This window comes from Pseudocitrobacter sp. RIT415, assembly GCF_003057695.2.
Classification (GTDB): domain Bacteria; phylum Pseudomonadota; class Gammaproteobacteria; order Enterobacterales; family Enterobacteriaceae; genus Pseudocitrobacter; species Pseudocitrobacter faecalis.
This window is the reverse complement of record NZ_QBJC02000016.1, coordinates 1-22,651: the sequence shown is the minus strand read 5'-3', so window position 1 is coordinate 22,651 and position 22,651 is coordinate 1. Positions and strand designations below refer to the sequence as shown.

General features: G+C 54.2%; 18 protein-coding genes. 4 read left to right on the top strand and 14 right to left on the bottom strand.

The window, feature by feature from the left end:
* Positions 1-63: 63 nt before the first annotated feature.
* From DBY68_RS15690 to glpE, 3 genes are read right to left on the bottom strand one after another with little or no spacing between them, the layout of a single operon-like run.
* Positions 64-828, bottom strand: coding sequence for a DeoR/GlpR family transcriptional regulator (locus tag DBY68_RS15690; protein WP_108476576.1), 765 nt, complete (start codon positions 826-828; stop codon positions 64-66).
* Between the two features lie 18 nt (positions 829-846).
* On the bottom strand, positions 847-1,677 hold the full coding sequence (glpG, locus tag DBY68_RS15685; RefSeq protein ID WP_108476575.1) for a rhomboid family intramembrane serine protease GlpG: 831 nt from the start codon (positions 1,675-1,677) through the stop codon (positions 847-849).
* 56 nt (positions 1,678-1,733) lie between these two features.
* Complete coding sequence (glpE, locus tag DBY68_RS15680; protein ID WP_015962658.1) at positions 1,734-2,063, bottom strand: thiosulfate sulfurtransferase GlpE; 330 nt, start codon at positions 2,061-2,063, stop codon at positions 1,734-1,736.
* 201 nt (positions 2,064-2,264) lie between these two features.
* Between glpE and glpD the strand changes: the two genes are divergently transcribed.
* On the top strand, positions 2,265-3,773 hold the full coding sequence (gene glpD / locus DBY68_RS15675; protein WP_108476574.1) for a glycerol-3-phosphate dehydrogenase: 1,509 nt from the start codon (positions 2,265-2,267) through the stop codon (positions 3,771-3,773).
* 72 nt (positions 3,774-3,845) lie between these two features.
* Here the strand turns inward: glpD and glgP are convergent, their stop codons facing one another.
* From glgP to asd, 6 genes are all read right to left on the bottom strand, one after another.
* Complete coding sequence (gene glgP, locus DBY68_RS15670; RefSeq protein ID WP_108476573.1) at positions 3,846-6,293, bottom strand: glycogen phosphorylase; 2,448 nt, start codon at positions 6,291-6,293, stop codon at positions 3,846-3,848.
* Between the two features lie 17 nt (positions 6,294-6,310).
* On the bottom strand, positions 6,311-7,744 hold the full coding sequence (gene glgA / locus DBY68_RS15665) for a glycogen synthase GlgA (protein ID WP_108476572.1): 1,434 nt from the start codon (positions 7,742-7,744) through the stop codon (positions 6,311-6,313).
* On the bottom strand, positions 7,744-9,039 hold the full coding sequence (glgC, locus tag DBY68_RS15660) for a glucose-1-phosphate adenylyltransferase (RefSeq protein ID WP_108476571.1): 1,296 nt from the start codon (positions 9,037-9,039) through the stop codon (positions 7,744-7,746). The genes glgA and glgC overlap by 1 nt, the downstream gene beginning before the upstream one ends.
* A 54-nt stretch (positions 9,040-9,093) precedes the next feature.
* Positions 9,094-11,070 (bottom strand): glycogen debranching protein GlgX, encoded by a 1,977-nt coding sequence (glgX, locus tag DBY68_RS15655; RefSeq protein WP_108476570.1) that lies wholly within the window; start codon positions 11,068-11,070, stop codon positions 9,094-9,096.
* Positions 11,067-13,253, bottom strand: a complete 2,187-nt coding sequence (gene glgB, locus DBY68_RS15650) for a 1,4-alpha-glucan branching enzyme (protein ID WP_108476569.1) — start codon at positions 13,251-13,253, stop codon at positions 11,067-11,069. The genes glgX and glgB overlap by 4 nt, the downstream gene beginning before the upstream one ends.
* A 258-nt stretch (positions 13,254-13,511) precedes the next feature.
* The gene (gene asd / locus DBY68_RS15645; RefSeq protein WP_108476568.1) at positions 13,512-14,618 is read right to left on the bottom strand and encodes an aspartate-semialdehyde dehydrogenase; all 1,107 of its coding nucleotides are present in this window, start codon (positions 14,616-14,618) and stop codon (positions 13,512-13,514) included.
* A 232-nt stretch (positions 14,619-14,850) separates the two neighbouring features.
* On the opposite strand from asd, the gene DBY68_RS15640 reads away from it, so the two are divergent.
* Together DBY68_RS15640 and DBY68_RS15635 are read left to right on the top strand one after the other, a co-directional pair.
* Positions 14,851-15,444, top strand: coding sequence for a YhgN family NAAT transporter (locus DBY68_RS15640; RefSeq protein WP_108476567.1), 594 nt, complete (start codon positions 14,851-14,853; stop codon positions 15,442-15,444).
* Positions 15,445-15,706: 262 nt separating this feature from the next.
* Positions 15,707-16,660, top strand: a complete 954-nt coding sequence (locus tag DBY68_RS15635; RefSeq protein WP_108476566.1) for a hypothetical protein — start codon at positions 15,707-15,709, stop codon at positions 16,658-16,660.
* A gap of 48 nt (positions 16,661-16,708) precedes the next feature.
* Here DBY68_RS15635 and gntU read toward each other — a convergent pair whose 3' ends face one another.
* From gntU to DBY68_RS15610, 5 genes are all read right to left on the bottom strand, one after another.
* On the bottom strand, positions 16,709-18,049 hold the full coding sequence (gene gntU / locus DBY68_RS15630; RefSeq protein ID WP_108476565.1) for a gluconate transporter: 1,341 nt from the start codon (positions 18,047-18,049) through the stop codon (positions 16,709-16,711).
* Positions 18,046-18,579: a gluconokinase gene (gene gntK, locus DBY68_RS15625; RefSeq protein WP_108476564.1), complete on the bottom strand. Its 534-nt coding sequence runs from the start codon at positions 18,577-18,579 to the stop codon at positions 18,046-18,048. The genes gntU and gntK overlap by 4 nt, the downstream gene beginning before the upstream one ends.
* Positions 18,580-18,714: 135 nt before the next feature.
* Entirely contained in the window at positions 18,715-19,710 is a 996-nt protein-coding gene (gene gntR, locus DBY68_RS15620; protein WP_015962646.1) for a gluconate operon transcriptional repressor GntR, read from the bottom strand.
* Positions 19,711-19,812: 102 nt separating this feature from the next.
* The gene (locus DBY68_RS15615) at positions 19,813-20,508 is read right to left on the bottom strand and encodes a pirin family protein (protein ID WP_108476563.1); all 696 of its coding nucleotides are present in this window, start codon (positions 20,506-20,508) and stop codon (positions 19,813-19,815) included.
* A gap of 121 nt (positions 20,509-20,629) precedes the next feature.
* Complete coding sequence (locus DBY68_RS15610) at positions 20,630-21,667, bottom strand: oxidoreductase (RefSeq protein ID WP_108476646.1); 1,038 nt, start codon at positions 21,665-21,667, stop codon at positions 20,630-20,632.
* A gap of 402 nt (positions 21,668-22,069) precedes the next feature.
* Here DBY68_RS15610 and yhhY point away from each other — a divergent pair, with 402 nt between their 5' ends.
* Positions 22,070-22,573, top strand: a complete 504-nt coding sequence (yhhY, locus tag DBY68_RS15605) for an N-acetyltransferase (protein WP_108476562.1) — start codon at positions 22,070-22,072, stop codon at positions 22,571-22,573.
* The last annotated feature ends 78 nt before the right edge of the window (positions 22,574-22,651 follow it).

Below are 22,651 nucleotides of genomic sequence, written 5' to 3'. Positions count from 1 at the left end.
CCTCCGGCCTACAAGCACTCCGTAGGCCGGATAAGGCGTAGCCGCATCCGGCACTTCTCACCGTTACTCCCGACACAACTCCAGTTGGATGTTATGTTCGGCAATCACCTTCATCACCCCATCCGGCGGCAGGGTATCTGTATAAACCGCATCGACCATGCTGATACTGCCCATATTCACCATCGCATTACGGCCAAACTTAGAATGGTCGACCACCAGCATGACATGGCGCGAGTTCTCAATAATGGCACGCTTGGTACGCACTTCATGGTAATCAAACTCAAGCAGCGAACCGTCGCTGTCGATACCGCTAATCCCCAGAATGCCGAAATCGAGGCGGAACTGGGAGATAAAATCGAGCGTGGCTTCACCGATAATCCCACCGTCACGGCTACGCAATTCGCCGCCCGCAAGGATAATACGGAAATCCTCTTTCACCATCAGTGTGTTCGCCACGTTGAGGTTATTGGTGACGATACGCAGATCGCTGTGATTAAGTAGGGCGTGAGCGACCGCTTCCGGCGTGGTGCCGATATCGATAAACAGCGTAGAGCCGTTCGGAATTTCGCTGGCCACCTTGCGGGCAATGCGTTCTTTCTCCGCCGTTTGCGTCGATTTTCGGTCGTGCCACGAAGCGTTTACCGAGCTTGATGGCAACGCCGCACCGCCATGATGGCGCAGGATCATCTTCTGCTCCGCAAGGTCGTTCAGGTCGCGGCGGATGGTTTGTGGACTAACGGAAAAGTGCTCCACCAATTCTTCAGTGCTGACATAGCCCTGCAATTTAACCAGCTCAATTATCGCGTCATGACGTTGTGTTTGTTTCATGGTGAGTCCCTGAAAAATTTACGCGCGCTTTCGCGCATTTAGCGTATCGACAAACGCCATCGCCAGACCGACCACCAGGCCGGTAACATGTGCGCCATTGGCAATCGACATGCCAAAAAGATCAAACCAACCGGCAACCAGCCAGACCAACGAAAAGATAATCAACCCACGCTGCAGGTAAATTCCGCTGTCCGGATCGCGCTCGCCGCGCAGCCAGACGTACCCCATCAGCGCATACACCACGCCAGACAACCCGCCAAACCAGGGGCCGCTAAACTGATGCTGTATAAAACCGCTCAACAGCGCGCTGATGGCGGTAATCACCACCAGTTTACCGCTGCCAATGCGTTTCTCCACCGCCCCGCCGAGATACCACCACCACAGCAGGTTAAACAAAATATGTAGCACCGAGAAATGCATGAGCGCGTGGCTAAAGTAGCGCCAGGCTTCAAACTGCACTGAACTGTCATAGGGCCATGCCAGCCAGATCATCACAGCCTGATCGCCCACCACGTTCATCAGGACGAAAACCAGAATACAGGCGATCATCACCGCCATGGTCACCGGCCCCGCGTTCGCTTTCAGCGTTTCGAGGAACGGGAAACGACGATAGTGCAACCCGCTATTGGTGTGGCCCGCTTGCCAGCTCGCCGCCAGATAACGCGGATCTGCCGGGTTTTCCAAAAAGCGGGTCAACTCGGCACGCACGCGTTCGGCCTGGCTTTCATCGGCGAGCCAGACATCACTCTGAGTATGTTGTTGTATTGTCAGGATAACACCCTGCGTCGCCATGTAGTCCACAAAGGCCTGGGCAACGCGTGGGTTAGTAAAAGAGGTGATCATCAACATGCAGAGGGTCGCTTATTCCACACAAAGGGGGACAGTATAACATCGCATTCAAATGCCTAAAGCGCGATGTGCTCAACCTCAGCCGGGAAGTGGCGATGCCAGGCGTCGAAGCCGCCGTCCACGCTATACACTTCATCATAGCCCTGCTGTAACAAATATTGCGCCGCGCCCTTGCTACTGTTGCCGTGATAGCACATCACCATCACCGGCGTGTCAAAGTCATTATCGCGCATAAACGCGCCCAGCGTATCGTTGGTCAGATGAAACGCGCCCGGCGTGTGGCCCAGCGCATAGCTCTGCGGGTCACGAATATCTACCAGCACCGCGGTCTGCTGGCGTAATTTCTGGTGCGCTTCTTCTACATTGATACACACAAACTGTTCCATGGTTTTTCATCTCTTTATTGCAGGTGGGCGAACTCACGCCATTTTACCGCCAAGTGTACGTCCTGACGGCAGTGAAACGCCAATATGTTACACACATCACTGTAAATTGTTTTTTTGATGTTACCAAACGCGCGTTTGTTTGCTATTATTTTCGTTATCGAGCATTATTGAGCTATAACGAAAGTGAACGAGGTAGCGAGCATGGAAACCAAAGATCTGATTGTGATAGGTGGCGGGATCAACGGCGCAGGGATCGCAGCGGATGCCGCCGGACGCGGATTATCCGTTTTGATGCTGGAAGCGCAGGATCTGGCATGCGCCACCTCCAGCGCCAGTTCTAAGCTCATCCACGGCGGCCTTCGCTACCTTGAACACTATGAATTTCGCCTGGTGAGCGAAGCGCTCGCCGAGCGTGAAGTGCTGTTAAAAATGGCACCGCATATCGCTTTCCCGATGCGTTTTCGTCTGCCGCATCGCCCGCATCTGCGACCGGCGTGGATGATTCGCATTGGTTTGTTTATGTACGATCACCTGGGCAAACGCACCAGTTTGCCGGGGTCAATCGGTTTGCGTTTTGGCGCAGAATCGGTACTTAAACCAGAAATCGTGCGCGGATTCGAATATTCCGACTGCTGGGTTGACGATGCGCGCCTGGTATTAGCCAACGCCCAGATGGTGGTGCGTAAAGGCGGTGAGGTACTGACTCGCACGCGCGCGACTTCCGCTCGCCGTGAAAATGGCCTGTGGATTGTTGAAGCGGAAGATATCGATACCGGCAAAAAATACACCTGGCAGGCGCGTGGCCTGGTTAACGCCACCGGCCCGTGGGTGAAGCAGTTCTTCGATGATGGTATGCACCTGCCCTCGCCTTACGGCATCCGCCTGATTAAAGGCAGCCATATTGTGGTGCCGCGCGTCCACACGCAGAAACAGGCGTACATCCTGCAAAACGAAGATAAGCGAATTGTGTTCGTGATCCCGTGGATGGATGAGTTTTCGATTATCGGTACGACCGATCAGGAGTACCACGGCGATCCGAAAAATGTCGAAATCGATGAAGGGGAAATCAGCTACCTGCTGAAAGTGTATAACGCACACTTCAAAAAACAGCTGGGGCGTGACGACATCGTCTGGACTTATTCCGGTGTGCGTCCGCTTTGTGATGATGAATCGGATTCACCGCAGGCTATTACCCGCGACTACACGCTGGATGTGCATGACGTCGATAACCAGGCGCCGTTGCTTTCAGTCTTTGGCGGGAAACTCACTACCTATCGTAAGCTTGCCGAGCATGCTCTGGAGAAACTGGCACCGTATTACAAAAATATCGGCCCGGCGTGGACTAAAGGTGCAACGCTGCCCGGCGGAGACATCAACGGCGACCGCGATGATTACGCCGCAACCTTACGCCGCCGTTATCCGTTTATCAGCGAATCGCTGGCGCGTCATTTTGCGCGCACCTACGGCAGCAACAGCGAGCTGTTACTGGGTCAGGCGAAAAGTGTGGCTGATTTAGGTGAAGATTTCGGTCATGAGTTTTATGAAGCTGAACTGCGTTACCTGGTTGAGCACGAATGGGTACGCCGCGCCGATGACGCGCTGTGGCGCAGAACGAAACAGGGGATGTGGCTGAACGCCGAACAGCAGTCGCGCGTGGCGCAATGGCTGCTGCAAAATGCGGGAAAGCGTGAACTGTCGCTGGCGTCTTAATAGCAATATCGCCGGACGCCGATTTATCAATGTACTGAAGGGGCCGATTGGCCCCTTCATATTTTTAGTCCACTACAACCTTACCGGGTCAATATGCCAGATATTTTTGGCATATTCCTGAATCGTGCGGTCAGAAGAGAAGTAGCCCATATTGGCGATATTGTGCATCGCTTTAGTCGTCCACTCTTCCGGGTTACGGTACAGCTCATCCACTTTATCCTGCGTGTCGATATAGCTGCGGTAATCCGCCAGCACCTGATAGTGGTCGCCAAAGTTGATCAGAGAGTCGACCAGGTCGCGGTAGCGCCCCGGCTCTTCCGGGCTGAATAGCCCGCTGCCGATTTGTGTCAGCACCTGATGCAGCTCTTCGTCCTGCTCGTAGTAGTCACGCGGTTTGTAGCCGTTCCGGCGCAGTTCTTCCACTTCTTCAGCGGTGTTGCCGAAGATGAAGATATTGTCTTCGCCCACTTTCTCCTGCATCTCAACGTTTGCGCCATCCAGCGTGCCGATGGTGAGCGCGCCGTTCAGGGCAAACTTCATGTTACTGGTGCCGGAGGCTTCTGTGCCTGCCAGCGAGATCTGCTCGGAGAGATCGGCGGCCGGAATGATCACCTGTGCCAGACTCACGCTGTAGTTCGGCACAAACACCACTTTCAGCTTATCGCCGATTTGCGGATCGTTGTTGATCACATTGGCAACATCGTTGATCAGGTGAATGATGTGCTTCGCCATGTAGTACGCCGATGCCGCTTTCCCGGCAAAGATGTTAACGCGCGGCACCCAATCGGCGGTTGGATCGGCCTTGATGCGGTTGTAACGGGTGATCACGTGCAGCACGTTCATTAACTGCCGTTTGTACTCGTGGATACGCTTGATCTGCACATCAAACAGCGCGTTCGGGTTAACCACCACGTTAAGATGCTGGGCAATCGCCGCAGCCAGGCGTTTTTTGTTTTCCAGCTTGGCGCGATGCACCGCCTGATTCACCGTCGGATAATCGATATGCTGCTCAAGCTCACTAAGCTGGCTAAGATCGGTACGCCAGGTGCGGCCAATGTTCTCATCCAGAACCTCTGACAGTGGCGGATTCGCCAGGGCCAGCCAGCGGCGCGGCGTAACACCGTTCGTCACGTTGGTAAAACGCATCGGGAAGATCGTGGCGAAATCGGCAAACAGCGATTGCACCATCAGGTTGGAGTGCAACTCAGACACGCCGTTCACCTTGTGACTGGCGACAACCGCCAGCCACGCCATCCGCACGCGGCGACCATTAGACTCATCAATGATAGAGGTACGGCTCAGCAGCCCCATATCCTGCGGGTATTGCTCTTGCAGGGTTTTGAGGAAGTAGTCGTTGATTTCAAAGATGATTTGCAGGTGACGCGGCAGAATTTTACCCAGCATGTCGACCGGCCAGGTTTCCAGCGCTTCGCTCATCAGCGTGTGGTTGGTGTAGGAGAAGACCTGACAGGTCACCTCAAACGCGTCATCCCAGCTGAATTTGTGCTCATCAATTAACAGGCGCATCAGCTCAGGAATCGACAGCACCGGATGGGTGTCATTGAGGTGAATCGCGATTTTGTCCGCCAGGTTGGCATAGGTTTTATGCAACTGATAGTGACGGCTCAAAATATCCTGGATGGTGGCCGATACCAGGAAATACTCCTGACGCAGACGCAGCTCGCGCCCCGAGTAAGTGGAGTCATCCGGATAAAGAACGCGCGAGACGTTTTCCGAGTGGTTTTTGTCTTCCACCGCCGCGAAGTAGTCGCCCTGGTTAAATTTACCGAGATTGATTTCACTGCTCGCCTGGGCGCTCCACAGACGCAGTGTGTTGGTCGCGTCGGTGTCGTAGCCGGGAATGATTTGGTCGTAGGCTTCAGCGATGATCTCTTCGGTTTCGACCCAGCGGCTCTTTTTGCCTTCCTGCTGGATACGACCACCAAAGCGCACTTTGTAGCGGGTATTGTGACGCTCAAACTCCCACGGGTTACCGTATTCCAGCCAGTAATCCGGTGATTCTTTCTGGCGACCGTCAACGATGTTCTGGCGGAACATACCGTAGTCATAACGAATACCGTAGCCACGCCCCGGCAGGCCGAGAGTGGCGAGAGAATCCAGGAAGCAGGCCGCCAGTCGGCCCAAGCCGCCGTTGCCGAGCCCTGGGTCGTTTTCTTCGTCGATCAACTCTTCGAGGTCTAACCCCATCCCTTCCAGCGCGTTTTTGACATCTTCGTAAATGCCGAGGGATAACAGCGCGTTGGAAAGGGTGCGGCCAATCAAAAACTCCATCGACAGGTAATAAACCTGTCGCGTTTCCTGAGAAAGCTGTGCGCGGTTGGAGCGCAACCAGCGCTCCACCATACGGTCACGCACCGCAAACAGCGTGGCGTTCAGCCACTCGTGTTTATTGGCAATGGCCGGATCTTTCCCAATCGTGAACATCAACTTATAGGCAATAGAGTGCTTGAGAGCCTCAACGCTAAGGGTCGGTGATGCATAGGTAAATGGTGCATTCATAGAAATGATTCCTGTGATTACATCAAGCGTTGATAAAGCTCGCGGTAAGAGTGCGCCGCGACTTGCCAGCTAAAATCCACGCTCATCGCCTGACGCTGTACATAGCGCCAGAGTGATGGGCGAGACCACAACACGAAAGCACGCCGGATGGCTCTTAATAGCGACCAGGCATTACTGTCCTCAAAGACAAAACCGCTGGCGACGCCATCGGCCAGGTTTTCCAGTGAACTGTCTGAGACGGTATCTGCCAGACCACCAGTACGACGCACAAGCGGTAGCGTGCCGTACTTCAGGCCATAAAGCTGCGTTAAGCCGCAAGGCTCGAAGCGGCTTGGCACAAGAATGACGTCGGCACCGCCCATAATGCGGTGCGAGAAGGCTTCGTGATAGCCTATCTGGACGCCAACCTGCCCCGGATGCTCCGCCGCAGCCGCAAGGAAGCCCTCCTGCAGAACAGGATCGCCGGCACCCAGCAGCGCCAGTTGCCCGCCTTGCTCCAGCAAGCCCGGTAAAGCTTCCAGAACCAGATCCAGACCTTTCTGGCTGGTTAATCGGCTGACAACAGCAAACAGCGGCACTTTATCGTTAACATTAAGGCCCATCGCAATTTGTAGCTGGCGTTTGTTTTCCGCTTTCTCCTCAAGAGTATCGCGGTTATAGCGCGACGCCAGCAGTAAGTCCTTTTCCGGACTCCATACGTTGTCATCCACGCCGTTCAGGATGCCGGAAAGACGGCCCTCCTGGTGGCGCTGGCGCAGCAATCCTTCCATGCCATAAGCAAACTGCGGCTCGGTAATTTCCCGTGCATAGGTTGGGCTCACCGCCGTGATGTGATCGGCGTAGTAAAGCCCGGCTTTCAGGAACGAAATCTGGCCGTTAAACTCCAGCCCGTGCATGTTGAAGAACGACCACGGCAGGTCGATGTCATTCATGTGGTGCGCATAGAACATGCCCTGATAGGCCAGGTTATGCACCGTAAATACCGACTTCGCCGGACGGCCACGCGCCGCGAGATACGCCGGAGCCAGCCCCGCGTGCCAGTCATGCGCGTGCACCACTTCCGGGCGCCAGAACGGGTCGAGCCCGCAGGCCATTTCACAGCCTACCCAGCCCAGCAGCGCAAAGCGCAGGACGTTATCGGTGTAGGCATGCAGGTTAGTGTCGTGGTACGGGCTCCCTGGGCGGTCATACAAATGCGGCGCGTCGATCAGGTAAATGCCCACTCCGTTAAAATGCCCGAACAGCAGCGAAATCGGCCCGGCAAAGGTTTGTCGACGCGTCACTACCTGCGCATCGGTGATACCCCGGCGAATATCCGGGAACCCCGGCAGCAGCACGCGCGTATCCGTTCCATCCGCAATTTGCGCTGCAGGCAGTGCACCAATGACATCAGCCAGACCGCCAGTTTTCAATAACGGGAACATCTCTGAACAAACATGTAAAACCTGCATTATCGCTCCTGTTTGACCTGCAATTTGCGCAGCATGTCACGCGTTACCAGCACAATACCCTCTTCCGAGCGGTAGAAACGGCGAGCATCGTCTTCCGCATTTTCACCAATCACCATTCCTTCTGGAATGACGCAGGCGCGGTCGATAACACAGCGGCGTAAGCGGCATGAACGCCCAACCCAAACGTCCGGTAATAAGACTGCCGAATCAATGTTACAGAACGAGTTCACGCGCACGCGCGGGAACAGAACGGATTGCACCACCACGGAACCTGAAATAATACAGCCGCCGGAAACCAGCGAGTTCAGGGTCATGCCATGGCTACCGGAGCGGTCCTGTACGAACTTCGCCGGCGGCAGAGATTCCATGTGAGTACGAATTGGCCAGTTCTGGTCATACATGTCCAGTTCGGGCGTAACGGACGCCAGGTCAAGGTTTGCTTTCCAGTACGCTTCCAGCGTACCCACATCACGCCAGTACGGTTCTGCATTCGGGTCAGACTGTACACAGGAGAGTGGGAAAGGATGTGCATAAGCCATGCCAGCTTTGGTGATTTTCGGGATGATGTCTTTGCCGAAGTCGTGGCTGGAGTTCTCGTCCAGATCGTCCTCTTTCAGCAGTTCATAAAGATAATCTGCATCAAAGACATAGATACCCATACTGGCAAGTGATTTGCCTGGGTCATTCGGCATCGCCGGTGGGTTAGCCGGTTTTTCGACAAAGTCGATAATCTTCTCGCTTTCGTCTACCGCCATAACACCAAACGCAGTTGCTTCTTCAATGGGCACCGGCATGCACGCAACGGTGCAGCGCGCCCCTTTTTCGACGTGGTCGATGAGCATGCGCGAGTAATCTTGTTTGTAGATATGGTCGCCCGCGAGGATCACCACATATTCCGCTTTATAGCGACTGATGATGTCGAGGTTCTGGGTTACCGCATCGGCGGTGCCGCGATACCAGTTTTCACCATGTACGCGCTGCTGCGCAGGCAGAAGGTCGACAAACTCGTTCATCTCTTCACTAAAGAAGGACCAGCCGCGCTGAATGTGTTGTACCAGCGTGTGTGACTGATACTGTGTAATCACGCCAATACGACGAATCCCTGAGTTGATGCAGTTCGACAGTGCGAAGTCGATGATGCGGAATTTCCCGCCAAAGTGCACCGCCGGTTTCGCACGCTTGATAGTGAGATCTTTTAAACGCGTGCCGCGGCCCCCCGCGAGGATCAGCGCAACCGTTTTATTCGGTAACTGGCGCGCCAGCATTAAGGGATCGTTTTTTTCCAGCCTAACCATGATTAACTCCTTTTGTTGCTCGTCTTCATCCGCCATCCGCGGAATGTTCAGAGCCTATGACCTTTGAAATACGCACACTCCGTGCGCGGGCCCATGCCAGACAGCCATGACGACCGGATTATCCTCTCCGGCGAAGGGGGGAACAGCGCGCCACTCCCCCTCTGGTAAAACGAGTGTAGCCACGTCGTGCGTCGCATTGAGCGTAATAAGCCAACGATGGGAAAGCAGGACTTGCATCCGCCTTACGCCGTTTTGCCACTCATCAGGATGCAGCGGTTGCGCATTCTGATTGAGCCACTGCACATTGCCGTCACCTTCTTGCCACCAGGCATCCTGCGTTAAGGCAGGGATGTTCTGGCGCAGATGAATCAGCGCGGCGGTAAATGCGGTAAGCCCGACATTGGCGTTTTCCCAATCCAGCCAGGTCAACGGATTGTCCTGGCAGTAGGCGTTGTTATTACCGTGCTGGCTGTGGCCATGTTCGTCACCGGCCAGCAGCATCGGTGTTCCCTGAGACAGCAGCAGCGTTGTCAGCAGCGCATGCACGCTGGCCCGACGGCGCTCAATAATGTCCAGGTTACCACCTAATCCTTCTATACCATGATTATTGCTATGGTTATTGCTGGTGCCGTCGCGATTTTCCTCACCGTTGGCTTCGTTATGCTTATTATTGAAGCAAACGCAGTCACGCAGCGTGAAGCCGTCGTGGGCCGTCACCAGATTCACCGCCGCCGATGGGCTGCGACCATCTCGCGCAAAAACATCGCTGGAAGCAGCGAAACGTTGGGCAAATTCGCCCAGCGAGAGAGTCTCCTGCAACCAAAATCGGCGCATTGCATCGCGGAAATGGTCATTCCACTCCATAAACAGCGGCGGAAAATTACCGACCTGGTAACCGCCCATCCCGATATCCCACGGCTCGGCAATCAGCTTCACCGCAGAGAGAACCGGGTCGTGTTTAATCGCTTCAAACAGCGGCGCATCCTGACGAAATTCCGGCGTACGCCCCATGATGGTGGCTAAATCGAAACGAAAACCATCAACATGGCAGACATCCACCCAAAAACGCAGGCACTGGCGGGCGTACTCTACGCCACCCGGATGACTGAGATTGAGCGTGTTTCCACACCCCGTCCAGTTGTGGTAATCGCCATCTTCCCTGATCCAATAATAGCTACGGTTGTCGATTCCGCGCAGGGAGAAGGTTGGGCCATCGAGGTCAATCTCCGCGCTATGGTTCAGCACAACGTCGAGAATCACTTCGATTCCGGCGCGATGCAGCGCTTTTATCGCATCGCGAAATTCATCCAGCGCGCGCTCAGGTGAGCTGGCGTAGCGTGGTTCGAGGGCAAACATGGCCATTGGGTTGTAGCCCCAATAATTGCTTAGCCCCATGCGTTGAAGACGCGGTTCGCTGGCAAAATGCGCCACCGGCATCAGTTCCAGCGCGGTAATGCCCAGCGTGTTGAAGAAGTTGATCATCACCGGGTGTGCGAGCGCTTTGTAGGTGCCGCGAATCTCCTGCGGGATACCCGGATGGCGATAGGTCAGCCCCTTCACATGCGCTTCGTAGATGACGGTTTTACCCCACGCTGTGCGGGGCGGCGCGTCATCTTCCCACTGATAGTCCAGCGCGGTCACCACCGATTTCGGCGCGATCGCGGCGCTGTCGCTGTTATCCGGCTGCTGATACCCGCCGTGAAGGCCCGGCTCATCTTTCAGCGTGCCATCAACCCGATAGCAGCACGGGTCGATAAGCAGTTTCGCCGGGTTAAAACGATGCCCCTGCGCAGGTTCCCACGGGCCGTGGACACGATAGCCATAACGCAGCCCTGGGCGCGCTTTTGCCAGGTAACCGTGCCAGATATCGCCGCTGCGCGCGGGAAGGTCGTAGCGCGACTCGTTACCCTGCGCATCGAACACGCAGAGTTCCACCCGCTCAGCGTGAGCAGAGAAGAGCGTGAAATTTACGCCCTTGCCGTCATAGCGTGCGCCTAACGGCGTGGGTGTACCTGCGGCGAGTACGGTCATTCCCCCTCCCGAACCAGCCAGATGGTCGACAGCGGCGGCAGCGTCAGGCTCAGGGAGTGCTCACGACCATGGCTGGCAATGTGATCGCTGTGTACGACTCCGCCGTTTCCGGCGTTGCTGCCGTGATAGTGCGAGGAGTCGGTATTCAGCTCTTCACGCCAGCAGCCTGGCTGATTGATACCGAAACGATAATTGTGGCGCGGTACGGGCGTAAAGTTGCTGGCGACAATCAGTTCGTTGCCCTGCTTATCACGGCGCACAAAGATAAACACCGACCGTTCGTGGTCATCGACAACCAGCCATTCGAAACCGTACGGGTCGAAGTCGAGCTCGTGCAGTGCTTTATGGTGGCGATAGGTGTGGTTCAGGTCACGCACCAGACGCTGAACGCCGTGGTGCCAGTTGTCGCCGCCTTCCAGCAGATGCCAGTCGAGGCTGCCGTCATGGTTCCACTCACGCCCCTGCGCAAATTCGTTGCCCATAAACAGCAGCTTTTTGCCCGGGAACGCGAACAGCCAGCCGTAGTAGGCGCGCAGGTTGGCAAACTTCTGCCACGCATCGCCCGGCATACGGTCAAGAATTGATTTTTTACCGTGGACGACTTCATCGTGCGACAACGGCAGCACGAAGTTTTCCGTATAGTTGTACAGCAGACCAAAGGTCATTTTGTCGTGATGGTACTGACGATATACCGGGTCAAGCTTCATGTAATCGAGCGTGTCGTGCATCCAGCCCAGATTCCACTTATACCAGAAGCCCAGACCGCCGGAGTCCTGCGGGCGCGAAACGCCGGGAAAATCGGTCGACTCTTCCGCCATACTCACCGCGCCGGGTACCTGCTCGCCCAGCACGCGGTTGGTATTACGCAGGAATTCAATCGCTTCGAGGTTTTCGCGGCCACCAAATTCATTGGGGATCCACTCACCTTCTTTACGGCTGTAATCGCGGTAAATCATGGAAGCCACCGCATCCACGCGCAGCGCGTCAATGCCGAAGCGTTCGACCCAGTAGAGCGCATTGCCCTGCAGGTAGTTGCTGACTTCGCGGCGGCCATAGTTGTAAATCAGGGTATTCCAGTCCTGATGGTAGCCTTCACGCGGGTCATCATGTTCGTAGAGTTTGGTGCCGTCGAATTCCGCCAGCGCGAAGTCATCCGACGGGAAGTGGCCAGGCACCCAGTCGAGAATCACGTTCAGACCCGCAGCGTGTGCGGCATTGATAAAGTAGCGGAAATCTTCACGCGTACCGAAACGGCGGGTTGGCGCGTACAGCCCGGTCGGCTGATAACCCCAGCTACCGTCGAAGGGATGCTCGTTAACCGGCAGCAGTTCCAGATGGGTAAACCCCATCCATTTCGCGTAGGGCACCAACTGATCAGCCAGTTCGCGATAGCTCAGCCAGAAATTGTTATCCGTATGACGACGCCAGGAACCGAGATGCACTTCATAGATAGAAATCGGCGCATCGAAGCCATTCGCCTTCTTACGCTCTTCCGTCTGCACCACTTTGTCCGGCAGGCCGCAAATCAGCGATGCCGTTTCCGGGCGCATCTGAGCTTCAAAGGCGTAAGGATCAGCTTTGATGCGAAGCTGGCCGCGCGCGTCGATCATTTCAAATTTGTAGAGCTGACCGTTATGCGCGCCGGGCACAAACAGTTCCCATATACCGGTTTCTTTACGCAGACGCATTGGGTGACGACGGCCATCCCAGTAGTTAAACTGCCCGACCACAGAGACGCGGCGGGCGTTAGGCGCCCACACCGAGAACCGCGTGCCGGTAACGCCGTCCATTGTGTCGGCATGCGCGCCCAGCGTTTCGTACGGGCGCAGGTGCGTACCTTCAGACAACAGCCACGCGTCCATCTCCTGCAACAGCGGGCCGAAACGATACGGGTCATCGATCAGATTCTGCTGGCCGTGCCAAACCACCGCCAGTTGATAACGAAAAGGATTTTTACGTCGCGGCAGAACGCCGCAAAAGAAACCGCGCGAGTCTAAACACTCGAGCTTACCGACTTTACGCCCGGTTTTCGGTTCGATAACCCAGACATCAGTCGCATCAGGTAAAAGCGCCCGGACTTCCAGCCCTGCTTCGGTGCTATGCATCCCCAGAACGGAAAAAGGATCCGCAAAATGGCCAGCAATTAGCGCGTTAATCACGTCTCTATCAATACGATCGGACATGGTTCATCATCCTGTTATATGAGTGTCGTCTCGTTCCAGTCATGTGGACGACATTTTTGACCTGCACGGCGCAGCACAATGTGCTTCCTCTCTGCCCCGCCCAACCTTCAGCCAAGGTCGCAAAAATTTAACCTTGCTTACAGCATAGCCAACGCTTTATTGAACCTCTGAAAAAAATGAATACATTCGCGTTTACTCCTTGTAGTACGCAAAACCTATCAGATGTAAACAGGGGGGCATAAAGCCCCCCTGAGAATATTAAGCCAGCTGACGCAACATGCGGCGCAGCGGTTCTGCTGCCCCCCACAATAACTGGTCGCCAACCGTAAAGGCTGAGAGATACTCCGGCCCCATGTTCAGTTTACGCAGACGCCCAACCGGCGTGGTCAGCGTGCCGGTGACCGCAGCAGGAGTCAGCTCGCGCATAGTGATGTCGCGATCGTTCGGGATGACTTTCGCCCACGGGTTGTGAGCCGCCAGCAGCTCTTCAACGGTAGCGATAGAGATATCTTTTTTCAGCTTCAGCGTGAAAGCCTGGCTGTGGCAGCGCAGCGCGCCGACACGGACACAAAGGCCATCAACCGGAATGGTGGACGCGGTAGCGAGGATTTTGTTGGTCTCAGCCTGGCCTTTCCACTCTTCACGGCTCTGGCCGTTATCAAGCTGTTTGTCGATCCACGGGATCAGACTGCCTGCCAGCGGAACGCCGAAGTTATCGACCGGCAGGTCGCCGCTGCGCGTCAACGCCGTGACTTTACGTTCGATATCGAGAATGGCGGAAGCCGGGTTCGCCAGTTCATCAGCGACGTGATTGTGCAGTAGCCCCATTTGAGTCAGCAGCTCACGCATATGACGCGCGCCGCCGCCGGAAGCTGCCTGATAGGTAGCAACGGACGCCCACTCTACAAGGTCATTCGCAAACAGGCCGCCTAAGGACATCAGCATCAGGCTGACGGTACAGTTGCCGCCCACAAAGGTTTTCACGCCGTTGTTCAGGCCATCGGTGATGACTTTCTGGTTAACCGGGTCAAGAATGATAATGGCGTCGTCTTTCATGCGCAGCGAAGAGGCCGCGTCAATCCAGTAGCCCTGCCAGCCGCTTTCACGAAGCTTTGGATAGATTTCGTTGGTATAATCGCCGCCCTGACAGGTGACAATAATGTCCAGGGCCTTCAGCGCGTCAAGATCGTAAGCATCCTGCAGCGTACCACCGCTGGTGGTGCCAAAAGACGGCGCCGCCTGTCCAAGCTGGGAGGTGGAGAAGAAGACCGGGCGAATGGCGTCGAAATCGCGCTCTTCCACCATGCGTTGCATGAGTACAGAGCCGACCATTCCACGCCAGCCGATAAAACCAACATTTTTCATAACGTTTTTTTCCTGCAGAGATGTGCTGTTAATGTCACCAGATCCGGTGCGACATCCTTCACATTACAAAAAGCAGCCAAAGTCGCAAGTGAAATTAATCAATGATTGCGCAGCAATCAGAAATGCAACTTATTACCCCCATTTTGGGAGCCAACACGCGCCACTTCGGAAACCGTTCCATCGGTCACGTGTTAAGCAGAAAATCCGCAATAATTATCAGGGAATTTTAGTTATGAATGAAATCTTTTCTGCATCGGTTTTATTGATCCTGATTATGGATCCATTAGGAAACTTGCCGATTTTTATGTCGGTATTAAAACACACGGAACCCAGGCGCCGCAGGGCGATCATGATACGTGAGCTTTTAATCGCACTCCTCGTCATGCTGATTTTTCTGTTCGCGGGCGAGAAGATTTTGGCCTTTTTGAACCTGCGTGCCGAAACGGTTTCTATCTCTGGTGGCATCATTCTGTTTTTGATTGCCATTAAGATGATCTTTCCCAGCAGCTCCGAAAACAGTTCCGGTTTACCGGCGGGTGAAGAACCTTTTATTGTGCCGCTCGCCATCCCGCTGGTCGCCGGGCCGACGCTGTTGGCCACGCTAATGCTACTGTCGCATCAATATCCCAACAATATAAGCCACCTCGTTATCGCCCTGCTCATCGCCTGGGGCGGCACGGTGGCTATTCTGCTGCAATCATCGCTATTCTTACGCCTGCTGGGCGAGAAAGGCGTGAACGCGCTTGAGCGCCTGATGGGGCTGATTCTGGTGATGATGGCAACGCAGATGTTCCTGGATGGGATTCGGATGTGGATGAAGGGGTGAAGAGTTGACCCACTGACAATAAAAAACCCCGGAGCCATTGAGATGATTCCGGGGTTATATCCTTTCGCCTGATATCGAAGAACTGGCACCACGACAAGGTGGGAGAAGAACTCTCGATTGGCTGCCAGACAAGTTTAGCTATTCAGAACGTACGCATCAAGATATCTCCCTCCTTTCCAGGCGAAGGTGAGTGTCCCGATCTGGACATATGTAACCTGATTCTTCTTTGAAATAATGGGGAAAACTGTCAGAGTTCTCCATCATGCCCGAAAACTACGATTATGCTGAACCCACTCGCTTACTAAGTACGGTGCGCCTGAGCAGCTACAAATCCTCCTTTCAACCTCAAAATGATGCCCAGCTTTTCGGTGCCTATTGCTGGAATCTTGCTGTCGTCAGCGCGTTTTATCCATTGCTACAAATGGTCGAAGTTTGCCTGCGTAATACGCTTAATCAGGTAGCCGCTGCGAAGTATCAAAGACATGATCAGGCGTTATGGTTTTCGGTCATCCCAGCCTGGCAAGATCACGATTTCAGTGGTTGCGAAGGCAAAGCGGAACAAGTTCGTAAATTTTGCGACAATATCAAAATTGCGACGAAAAGCGCCAAACGAAATCTTGAAGGAAAAGGGATTACGAACCCCGCCCCCACGCTTGACCAGATTATCTCTCAGAGCGATTTCTCAACATGGGAATACCTTCTTGATAAGCATTTTTATGATGGCGCTGACAAACGCTTTCTGTGGCCTCATGAATTGACGAAGGCCTTTCGGAAACTCCCCCGACTCTCGGGCAGCAAAAATCCGATGTTTCATCAACGCGATATCATTCGCAGAAGGATAGAAGAAGTGCGCGCCTTCAGGAACCGTATCTCACATAACGAACCCGCCTGGCGGGTGGGTGAGGTTAAAAACAGGCAGGATGTTATTGCAGGGCTGACTGAAAAACTGGAAAAGATTCTGGAACTGGTATTCTGGATCTCTCCAAAATTTAGAAAATATGTGGCAGATATCGGCGTAGAGTCTCGAGTTCGTCAGGTACTCAACATCCATGAACTCGATAGGTATATGCAGCTCTATAAACGTCAAAATATCAAACAATTAAGAGAATTAAGCGAACTTCTAACGTTCTCGAATAGCCAAAATTTACGTTGCTACTTCATGCTCGACGATACGCCAGGCATCCTTTCACCTTGTACAACGTCACTCTTACAATAAAAAAGGGCTTCCATCAGGAAGCCCTTTCGCAATAACGTTCTGTATAACCTAGCTCAGCAGGGTAAACGCAATCATACCGACAATCGCGCCCACGGTACCGAGGATGGTTTCCATCATGGTCCAGGTTTTCAGTGTCTGTGCTTCGGTGGCATTCGTAAACTTACCGAATAACCAGAAACCGGCGTCGTTCACGTGGCTGACAACAATGGAGCCACCCGCGATACAGATAGACAATGCCGCCATCTGCGCGCCGTTGTAGTTCAGTTGTTCGATAACTGGCATCACCAGGCCAACCGCCGTTAAGCAGGCAACCGTTGCGGAACCCTGAATGATACGTACCGCAGCCGCCAGGATGAAGCAGGTCAGCGCAATCGGCAGACCCATACCGGTCAGTGCTTCGCCCAGTGCCGGGCCCACGCCAGAATCAACCAGAACCTGTTTGAACACACCGCCTGCACCGATAACCAGCAGGATAATGCCCGCAGGTTGCAGCGCGTGACCACAAATTTCCATCACTTTGTCTTTCGCCATGCCCTGGCGATACGCCAGACCATAAATGGCAACCAGGCACGCAATCAGAATTGCAGTGAAGGGGTGACCGATAAATTCAAACCATTCGTACGCGGTAGAACCTTCAGCAACAAAGCGTGCGGCGATGGTTTTCAGACCGACCAGCACCAGCGGCAGCAGGATCAGCGCCAGGCTGAAACCGAAGGATGGCATTTTGCCTTCGCCCAGGTGCGGCTCGGTGATGTCTTCCGGAATGCTCAGCTCAACGTAGCGGCTGATGAAGTTGCCCCACAGCGGGCCCGCAATGATCATGCCCGGGATTGCCGCACACAGACCAATCAGAATCATCCAGCCGAAATCAGCGTGCATCTGGGACGCCAGCAGCATCGGCGCAGGCCCAGGCAGCAGGAACGCCGCCGCAGCAGCAACACCGGCGAACAGCGGGATCACCAGTTTCACCAGGTTAGTCCCGGTGTGACGCGCCATAGAGAACGCGACGCTAATCAGCAGCACAATCGCCACTTCGAAGAACAGCGGCAGCGCACAAATCAGACCGGCCAGGCCAATCGCGTAGTGTGCGCGATTGTGACCAAAGGATTTCAGCATTTTGACGGCAATCTGATCGACTGCGCCCGTTTCATGCAGAATTTTGCCGAACATCGCGCCCAGCGCGACCACGATAGCCAGGAAGCCCAGCGTACCGCCCATCCCTTTCTCCATGGTTTGCGCGATTTTAATCAGCGGCATCCCCGAGAAAAGACCTGCTCCAATAGAAACCACCATCAAAGCCAGGAAGGCGTGCATACGCGCCTTCATGACTAAAAACAACAGCAGCAGAACGGAGCCGACTGCTGTTAAAACCAGCGTTAAAGTTGTCACGCGTTACTGCCTTTGTTAATCACTTCAATAGTACTGTTGATAACGCCTTCCAGCGGCTGATCGATATCAACCACCAGCACATCGCGTTCATCAGCGCTCGGTTCCTGCAGCGTTTCGAACTGCGTCACCAGCATTTGCGTTTTGAAGAAGTGGCCTTTACGTGCTTTCAGACGGCTTTCGATCAGGTCGAAATCGCCTTTCAGGTACACGAAGGAGAGATTCGGGTTACCTTCACGCAGAATGTCGCGGTACGCTTTTTTCAGCGCAGAGCAAACAATCAGGGAAACTTTGTTAGTACGCTGCATCGCAAATGCGGCATCGTTCAGGGCCTGCAGCCACGGTTTACGATCGTCGTCGTTCAGCGGTTCGCCGGAGGACATTTTGACGATGTTGCTACGCGGATGAAGGAAGTCGCCATCAAGAAACGCGGCATTCAGTCGATGCGCCACTTCACTGGCGACTGCGGATTTACCACTGCCAGATACGCCCATCAGAACGTAGACATGGTGATCATGATTAGTCGTGCTCAAAGCGTCCTCCTGCTGGACACAAGAATTTGTTACGGGTAACTGTTATCGGTAACATTGTCATGCCGGGCCAGTGGAGAAGCAATCACCATTCGTGCCGGAAATGAATATGTGTGATCTAGTTCAAATTTGTCAGGGCTAAATTGAACCGCCCGGTGACAAAGTGAAACCTAAATCTAACATTTTAGGCGTAACTGCTTCACCTCGGATCCGTGCTAACAGGCGTTCCGCGCCGATGCGCCCCATCCGCTCACGCGGCGTCAGGACGCTCGCCAGGCGGGGTTCCATCACTTGCCCGATGTCATGGCCGTGGAAACCGGCGATGGCGATATCATCAGGGATACGCAATCCCAGACGTTGGCACTCAAAGGATGCGCCTACCGCAAGGTCATCGTTGGTACAGAAGATGCCGTCCAGCTGCGGATATTCACGACGCGCCTGGCGCATCAGCTCAATCCCCGACGAGTAGGACGACGACTGCTCGACCATCACGCTGTAAGGCACCAGCCCGGCATCGAGCATCGCCTGCTCGTAACCTTTCTGTTTGATGATAGTACGTTCATCGAGACGCGCGCCAAGATAGGCGATATGGCGATGGCCGCGCGCGATAATCGCCGCCGTCATCTGCCGCGCGGCTTCGAAGTTATCGAAACCGACCGCAATGTCGAGGCACGGCGATTTGCTGTCCATCAGCTCAACGACCGGAATACCGGCGACTTCAATCATCTTCAGGGTACGCGGCGTGTGTGAACGTTCGGTGAGGATCAGGCCGTCAATATTCCACGACAGCATTGATTCCAGCCGCTCCTGCTCCAGTTCCGGCTTATAGCCGTAGTGGGCGAGCATCGTCTGATAACCATAGGCGTCGGTCACGCTTTCAATGCCACGCAGCACTTCAGCGAAGACCTGGTTAGTTAAGGAAGGAAGGAGTACCCCAACCGCGCGGCTGGTGGCATTGGAGAGGATATCAGGAGCACGATTAGGAATATAACCCAGTTCATCAAGGGCTTGTGCAATTTTACCTCGCAGTGCGACGGAGACCTGCTCCGGATTGCGTAAGAAACGGCTGACCGTCATTTTGGTCACGCCAACGCGATCGGCCACATCCTGAAGTACGGGTCTTTTCTTTTTCATCGTCCTGAGAGAAATAAAAGTGAAACATTCCCTCAGTTTACCACGGAGATAAGAGAACCTCCCCGGTTGATTGGGGAGGTTCTCTTATTTATTTACGCATTATTATACTGGCGGCAGATCAAAGAGCAGAATTTCGCTTTCACTGTCAGCATGAACAGAAATCGCCTGCTCATCCCAAATCGCCAGGCCATCACTGGTGGTGGCCTTGGTACCATTGATGGTGACGTTACCTTTTACCACCTGAATCCACACGCGACGGTCAGCAGCAATCTGATGCACCGACTGCTCATCTTTCGCCAGCGCCCAACGATACAGTTCCATATCCTGGTGCACTTTCAGCGAACCATCACGCGCATCCGGCGACAACACCAGTTGTTTACCCTGCTCGGCGTCGAAGCGGCGCTGTTCGTAGCGCGGCGTAATACCGGTTTCTTCTGGAATGATCCAGATTTGGTACAGGCGCAGACGGTCGGTGCTGCTTGGGTTGTACTCGGAGTGACGCACGCCGGTACCCGCGCTCATAATCTGGAACTCACCCGCCGGAACCTGTTCTTTGTTTCCCATGCTGTCCTGGTGCTCAACGGCACCTTCCAGTACATAGGTCAAAATTTCCATATCTTTGTGCGGGTGCGTACCGAACCCCTGACCTGCGTCAATCACGTCATCGTTGATCACGCGCAGTGCCGAGAAGCCCATAAAATTCGGGTCGTAATAGTTAGCAAACGAGAAGGTATGCCAGGAATCCAGCCAACCATGATTTGCATGACCACGTTCATTTGCTTTGCGTAAGAAAATCATTTGTTACCCCCTCATGTTTTCGATGGAGTAAGTGTGGCCCTAAACCGACCGAGATGATAGTGGGTGAAAATTGACTCCTCTGTTCAAAAAATGTGAACAAGAATAGAGGAGTCTTAACATCTTATCTGGCGAGGGTGATTGTGGCAGGCGAGGCCTGCTCGAAGGCGCGTTCGAGGATCTCAAGGTTGGTCAGAACGTCAGATTCCTTGACGTAATTTGGCGTCCCCTGGGTGATGGTTTGATACAGCGCATCGTAGACGCGGCCATAGTCACCGATCTCCGGTTTTACCTCTTCTTTCACCGTCACGCCTTCATCGTTGACGTACTCCAACTGGCCGATGGAGTCATCAGCCGCAAAGCCCGGCTCACCCGGCATGATATTGGCTTTCAGGCTGGTTTCCTGCTGGTCGATGCCGTATTTCAGGTACGAGCCTTTGGTGCCATGCACAATAAATTTCGGGTAATCGATTTTCACCAGATGGCTGGTTTTGACGATGGCCTTCAGATCCCCGTAAAAAAGCTGCGCTTCAAAGGTGTCGTCCGGGTTGGCTTTGTTTCGCAGGCTGCGGATGTCATACGCGACGTGATCCGGGCGGCCAAACAGAGAAATGATCTGGTCCATCGTATGCACGCCGAGGCCGTAAAACGCGCCGTCCTGCGGTAATCCCGGTTTGGTTTCCGCTACCGGACGGAAGTAGTCAAAGTGGCTTTCGATTTCCACAATGTCACCGAGCTTGCCGCTTTCAATCGCTTTTTTCGCGGTGAGGAAGCAGGAGTCAAAGCGACGGTTCTGATACGGCGTTACGGTCAGCCCTTTGCTTTTCGCCAGCGCAAACAGTTCTTTCGCTTCGGCAAGCGTAGGGGTGAACGGCTTTTCGACCAGCACGTTTTTCCCGGCTTCCAGCGCACGCTTTGCGTAATCAAAATGGCTATCAGCGTGGGTACACACGACCACCAGCTTCACTTCCGGGTCATTCAGCACTTCATCCAGATCGCTGGTGAAATGAATGTGAGAATACTGCGGATGCTGCTCTTCCGGCTTCGCGCTGCGACGATAGATATGCGCTACGTGCCAGCTATCTTTGCGGTTCAGAACATAGGGAAGATGATAGCGCGTGGTACTTTTACCAAAACCAATGAATGCACAGTGTAGGGCCATGATGTCGTCCTTTAAAGGTATCTGGTTACACCATAGCGCAAAGTGAAGAGAGACAAAATGAGGAAGTTTGGCGAAGAGATGGCACAAATGCCCGCGCAGCAACCGGAGCGTACTTAATGTACGTGAGGATTGCGAGCACAGCCAGGGAACAAAATGGCAAGTAAGCCAGGCTGGAACACACCCAAAAAAAAAGCCAGCACGAGGCTGGCTAAAGTAATACTGGAAGCAATGTGAGCAATGTCGTGCTTTCAGGTTCTCCCTCAGGGGTCTTCCTGAATGCAGGACAATAATAATCATTCTCATTCGCACTTGTCCAACACTTTTTGCAAAAAATGTCAGTTGACTCCGCTTTTAAAGTCAATGATGTTGAAAGGGATAATCACCCCACGGAGGAAACAAGGAATGAGTGAGATAGTAATACGCCACGCCGAACCGAAAGATTACGCTGCCATTCGGCAGATCCACGCCCAGCCGGAGGTGTATTACAACACGCTACAGGTTCCTCATCCTTCCGAGCAGATGTGGGAAACGCGGCTGGCCGACCAGCCCGGCATCAAACAGCTTGTCGCCTGCATTGACGGCACCGTGGTCGGGCATCTGTGCATCGACGTGGCGCAACGCCCTCGCCGCAGTCACGTGGCTGATTTCGGCATTTGCGTTGATGCGCGCTGGCAAAACCGCGGCGTCGCCAGCGCCCTGATGCGCGAGATGATTGATATGTGCGACAACTGGCTGCGCGTGGAGCGTATTGAGCTTACGGTATTCGTCGATAACGCCCCGGCGGTTGCGGTGTATAAGAAGCACGGATTTGTAATTGAAGGCACCGGGAAGAAGTACGGGCTGCGCAACGGGGAATATGTGGATGCGTATTTTATGGCGCGTGTGAAAGGAATGAGTGCGGCCTGATGCCCTCCCCCCGGCCCTCTCCCTGTACAGTCCGGGGACATAGTGAACACTTGTTCGGAGACATGGTAGACACTTACA

What these genes read in the sequence shown, in the direction of transcription:
- DBY68_RS15690 (WP_108476576.1), bottom strand. Translation starts at nt 828, where the DNA reads ATGAAACAAACACAACGTCATGACGCGATAATTGAGCTGGTTAAATTG.
- glpG (WP_108476575.1), bottom strand. Translation starts at nt 1,677, where the DNA reads ATGTTGATGATCACCTCTTTTACTAACCCACGCGTTGCCCAGGCCTTT.
- glpE (WP_015962658.1), bottom strand. Translation starts at nt 2,063, where the DNA reads ATGGAACAGTTTGTGTGTATCAATGTAGAAGAAGCGCACCAGAAATTA.
- glpD (WP_108476574.1), top strand. Translation starts at nt 2,265, where the DNA reads ATGGAAACCAAAGATCTGATTGTGATAGGTGGCGGGATCAACGGCGCA.
- glgP (WP_108476573.1), bottom strand. Translation starts at nt 6,293, where the DNA reads ATGAATGCACCATTTACCTATGCATCACCGACCCTTAGCGTTGAGGCT.
- glgA (WP_108476572.1), bottom strand. Translation starts at nt 7,744, where the DNA reads ATGCAGGTTTTACATGTTTGTTCAGAGATGTTCCCGTTATTGAAAACT.
- glgC (WP_108476571.1), bottom strand. Translation starts at nt 9,039, where the DNA reads ATGGTTAGGCTGGAAAAAAACGATCCCTTAATGCTGGCGCGCCAGTTA.
- glgX (WP_108476570.1), bottom strand. Translation starts at nt 11,070, where the DNA reads ATGACCGTACTCGCCGCAGGTACACCCACGCCGTTAGGCGCACGCTAT.
- glgB (WP_108476569.1), bottom strand. Translation starts at nt 13,253, where the DNA reads ATGTCCGATCGTATTGATAGAGACGTGATTAACGCGCTAATTGCTGGC.
- asd (WP_108476568.1), bottom strand. Translation starts at nt 14,618, where the DNA reads ATGAAAAATGTTGGTTTTATCGGCTGGCGTGGAATGGTCGGCTCTGTA.
- DBY68_RS15640 (WP_108476567.1), top strand. Translation starts at nt 14,851, where the DNA reads ATGAATGAAATCTTTTCTGCATCGGTTTTATTGATCCTGATTATGGAT.
- DBY68_RS15635 (WP_108476566.1), top strand. Translation starts at nt 15,707, where the DNA reads ATGCCCGAAAACTACGATTATGCTGAACCCACTCGCTTACTAAGTACG.
- gntR (WP_015962646.1), bottom strand. Translation starts at nt 19,710, where the DNA reads ATGAAAAAGAAAAGACCCGTACTTCAGGATGTGGCCGATCGCGTTGGC.
- DBY68_RS15615 (WP_108476563.1), bottom strand. Translation starts at nt 20,508, where the DNA reads ATGATTTTCTTACGCAAAGCAAATGAACGTGGTCATGCAAATCATGGT.
- DBY68_RS15610 (WP_108476646.1), bottom strand. Translation starts at nt 21,667, where the DNA reads ATGGCCCTACACTGTGCATTCATTGGTTTTGGTAAAAGTACCACGCGC.
- yhhY (WP_108476562.1), top strand. Translation starts at nt 22,070, where the DNA reads ATGAGTGAGATAGTAATACGCCACGCCGAACCGAAAGATTACGCTGCC.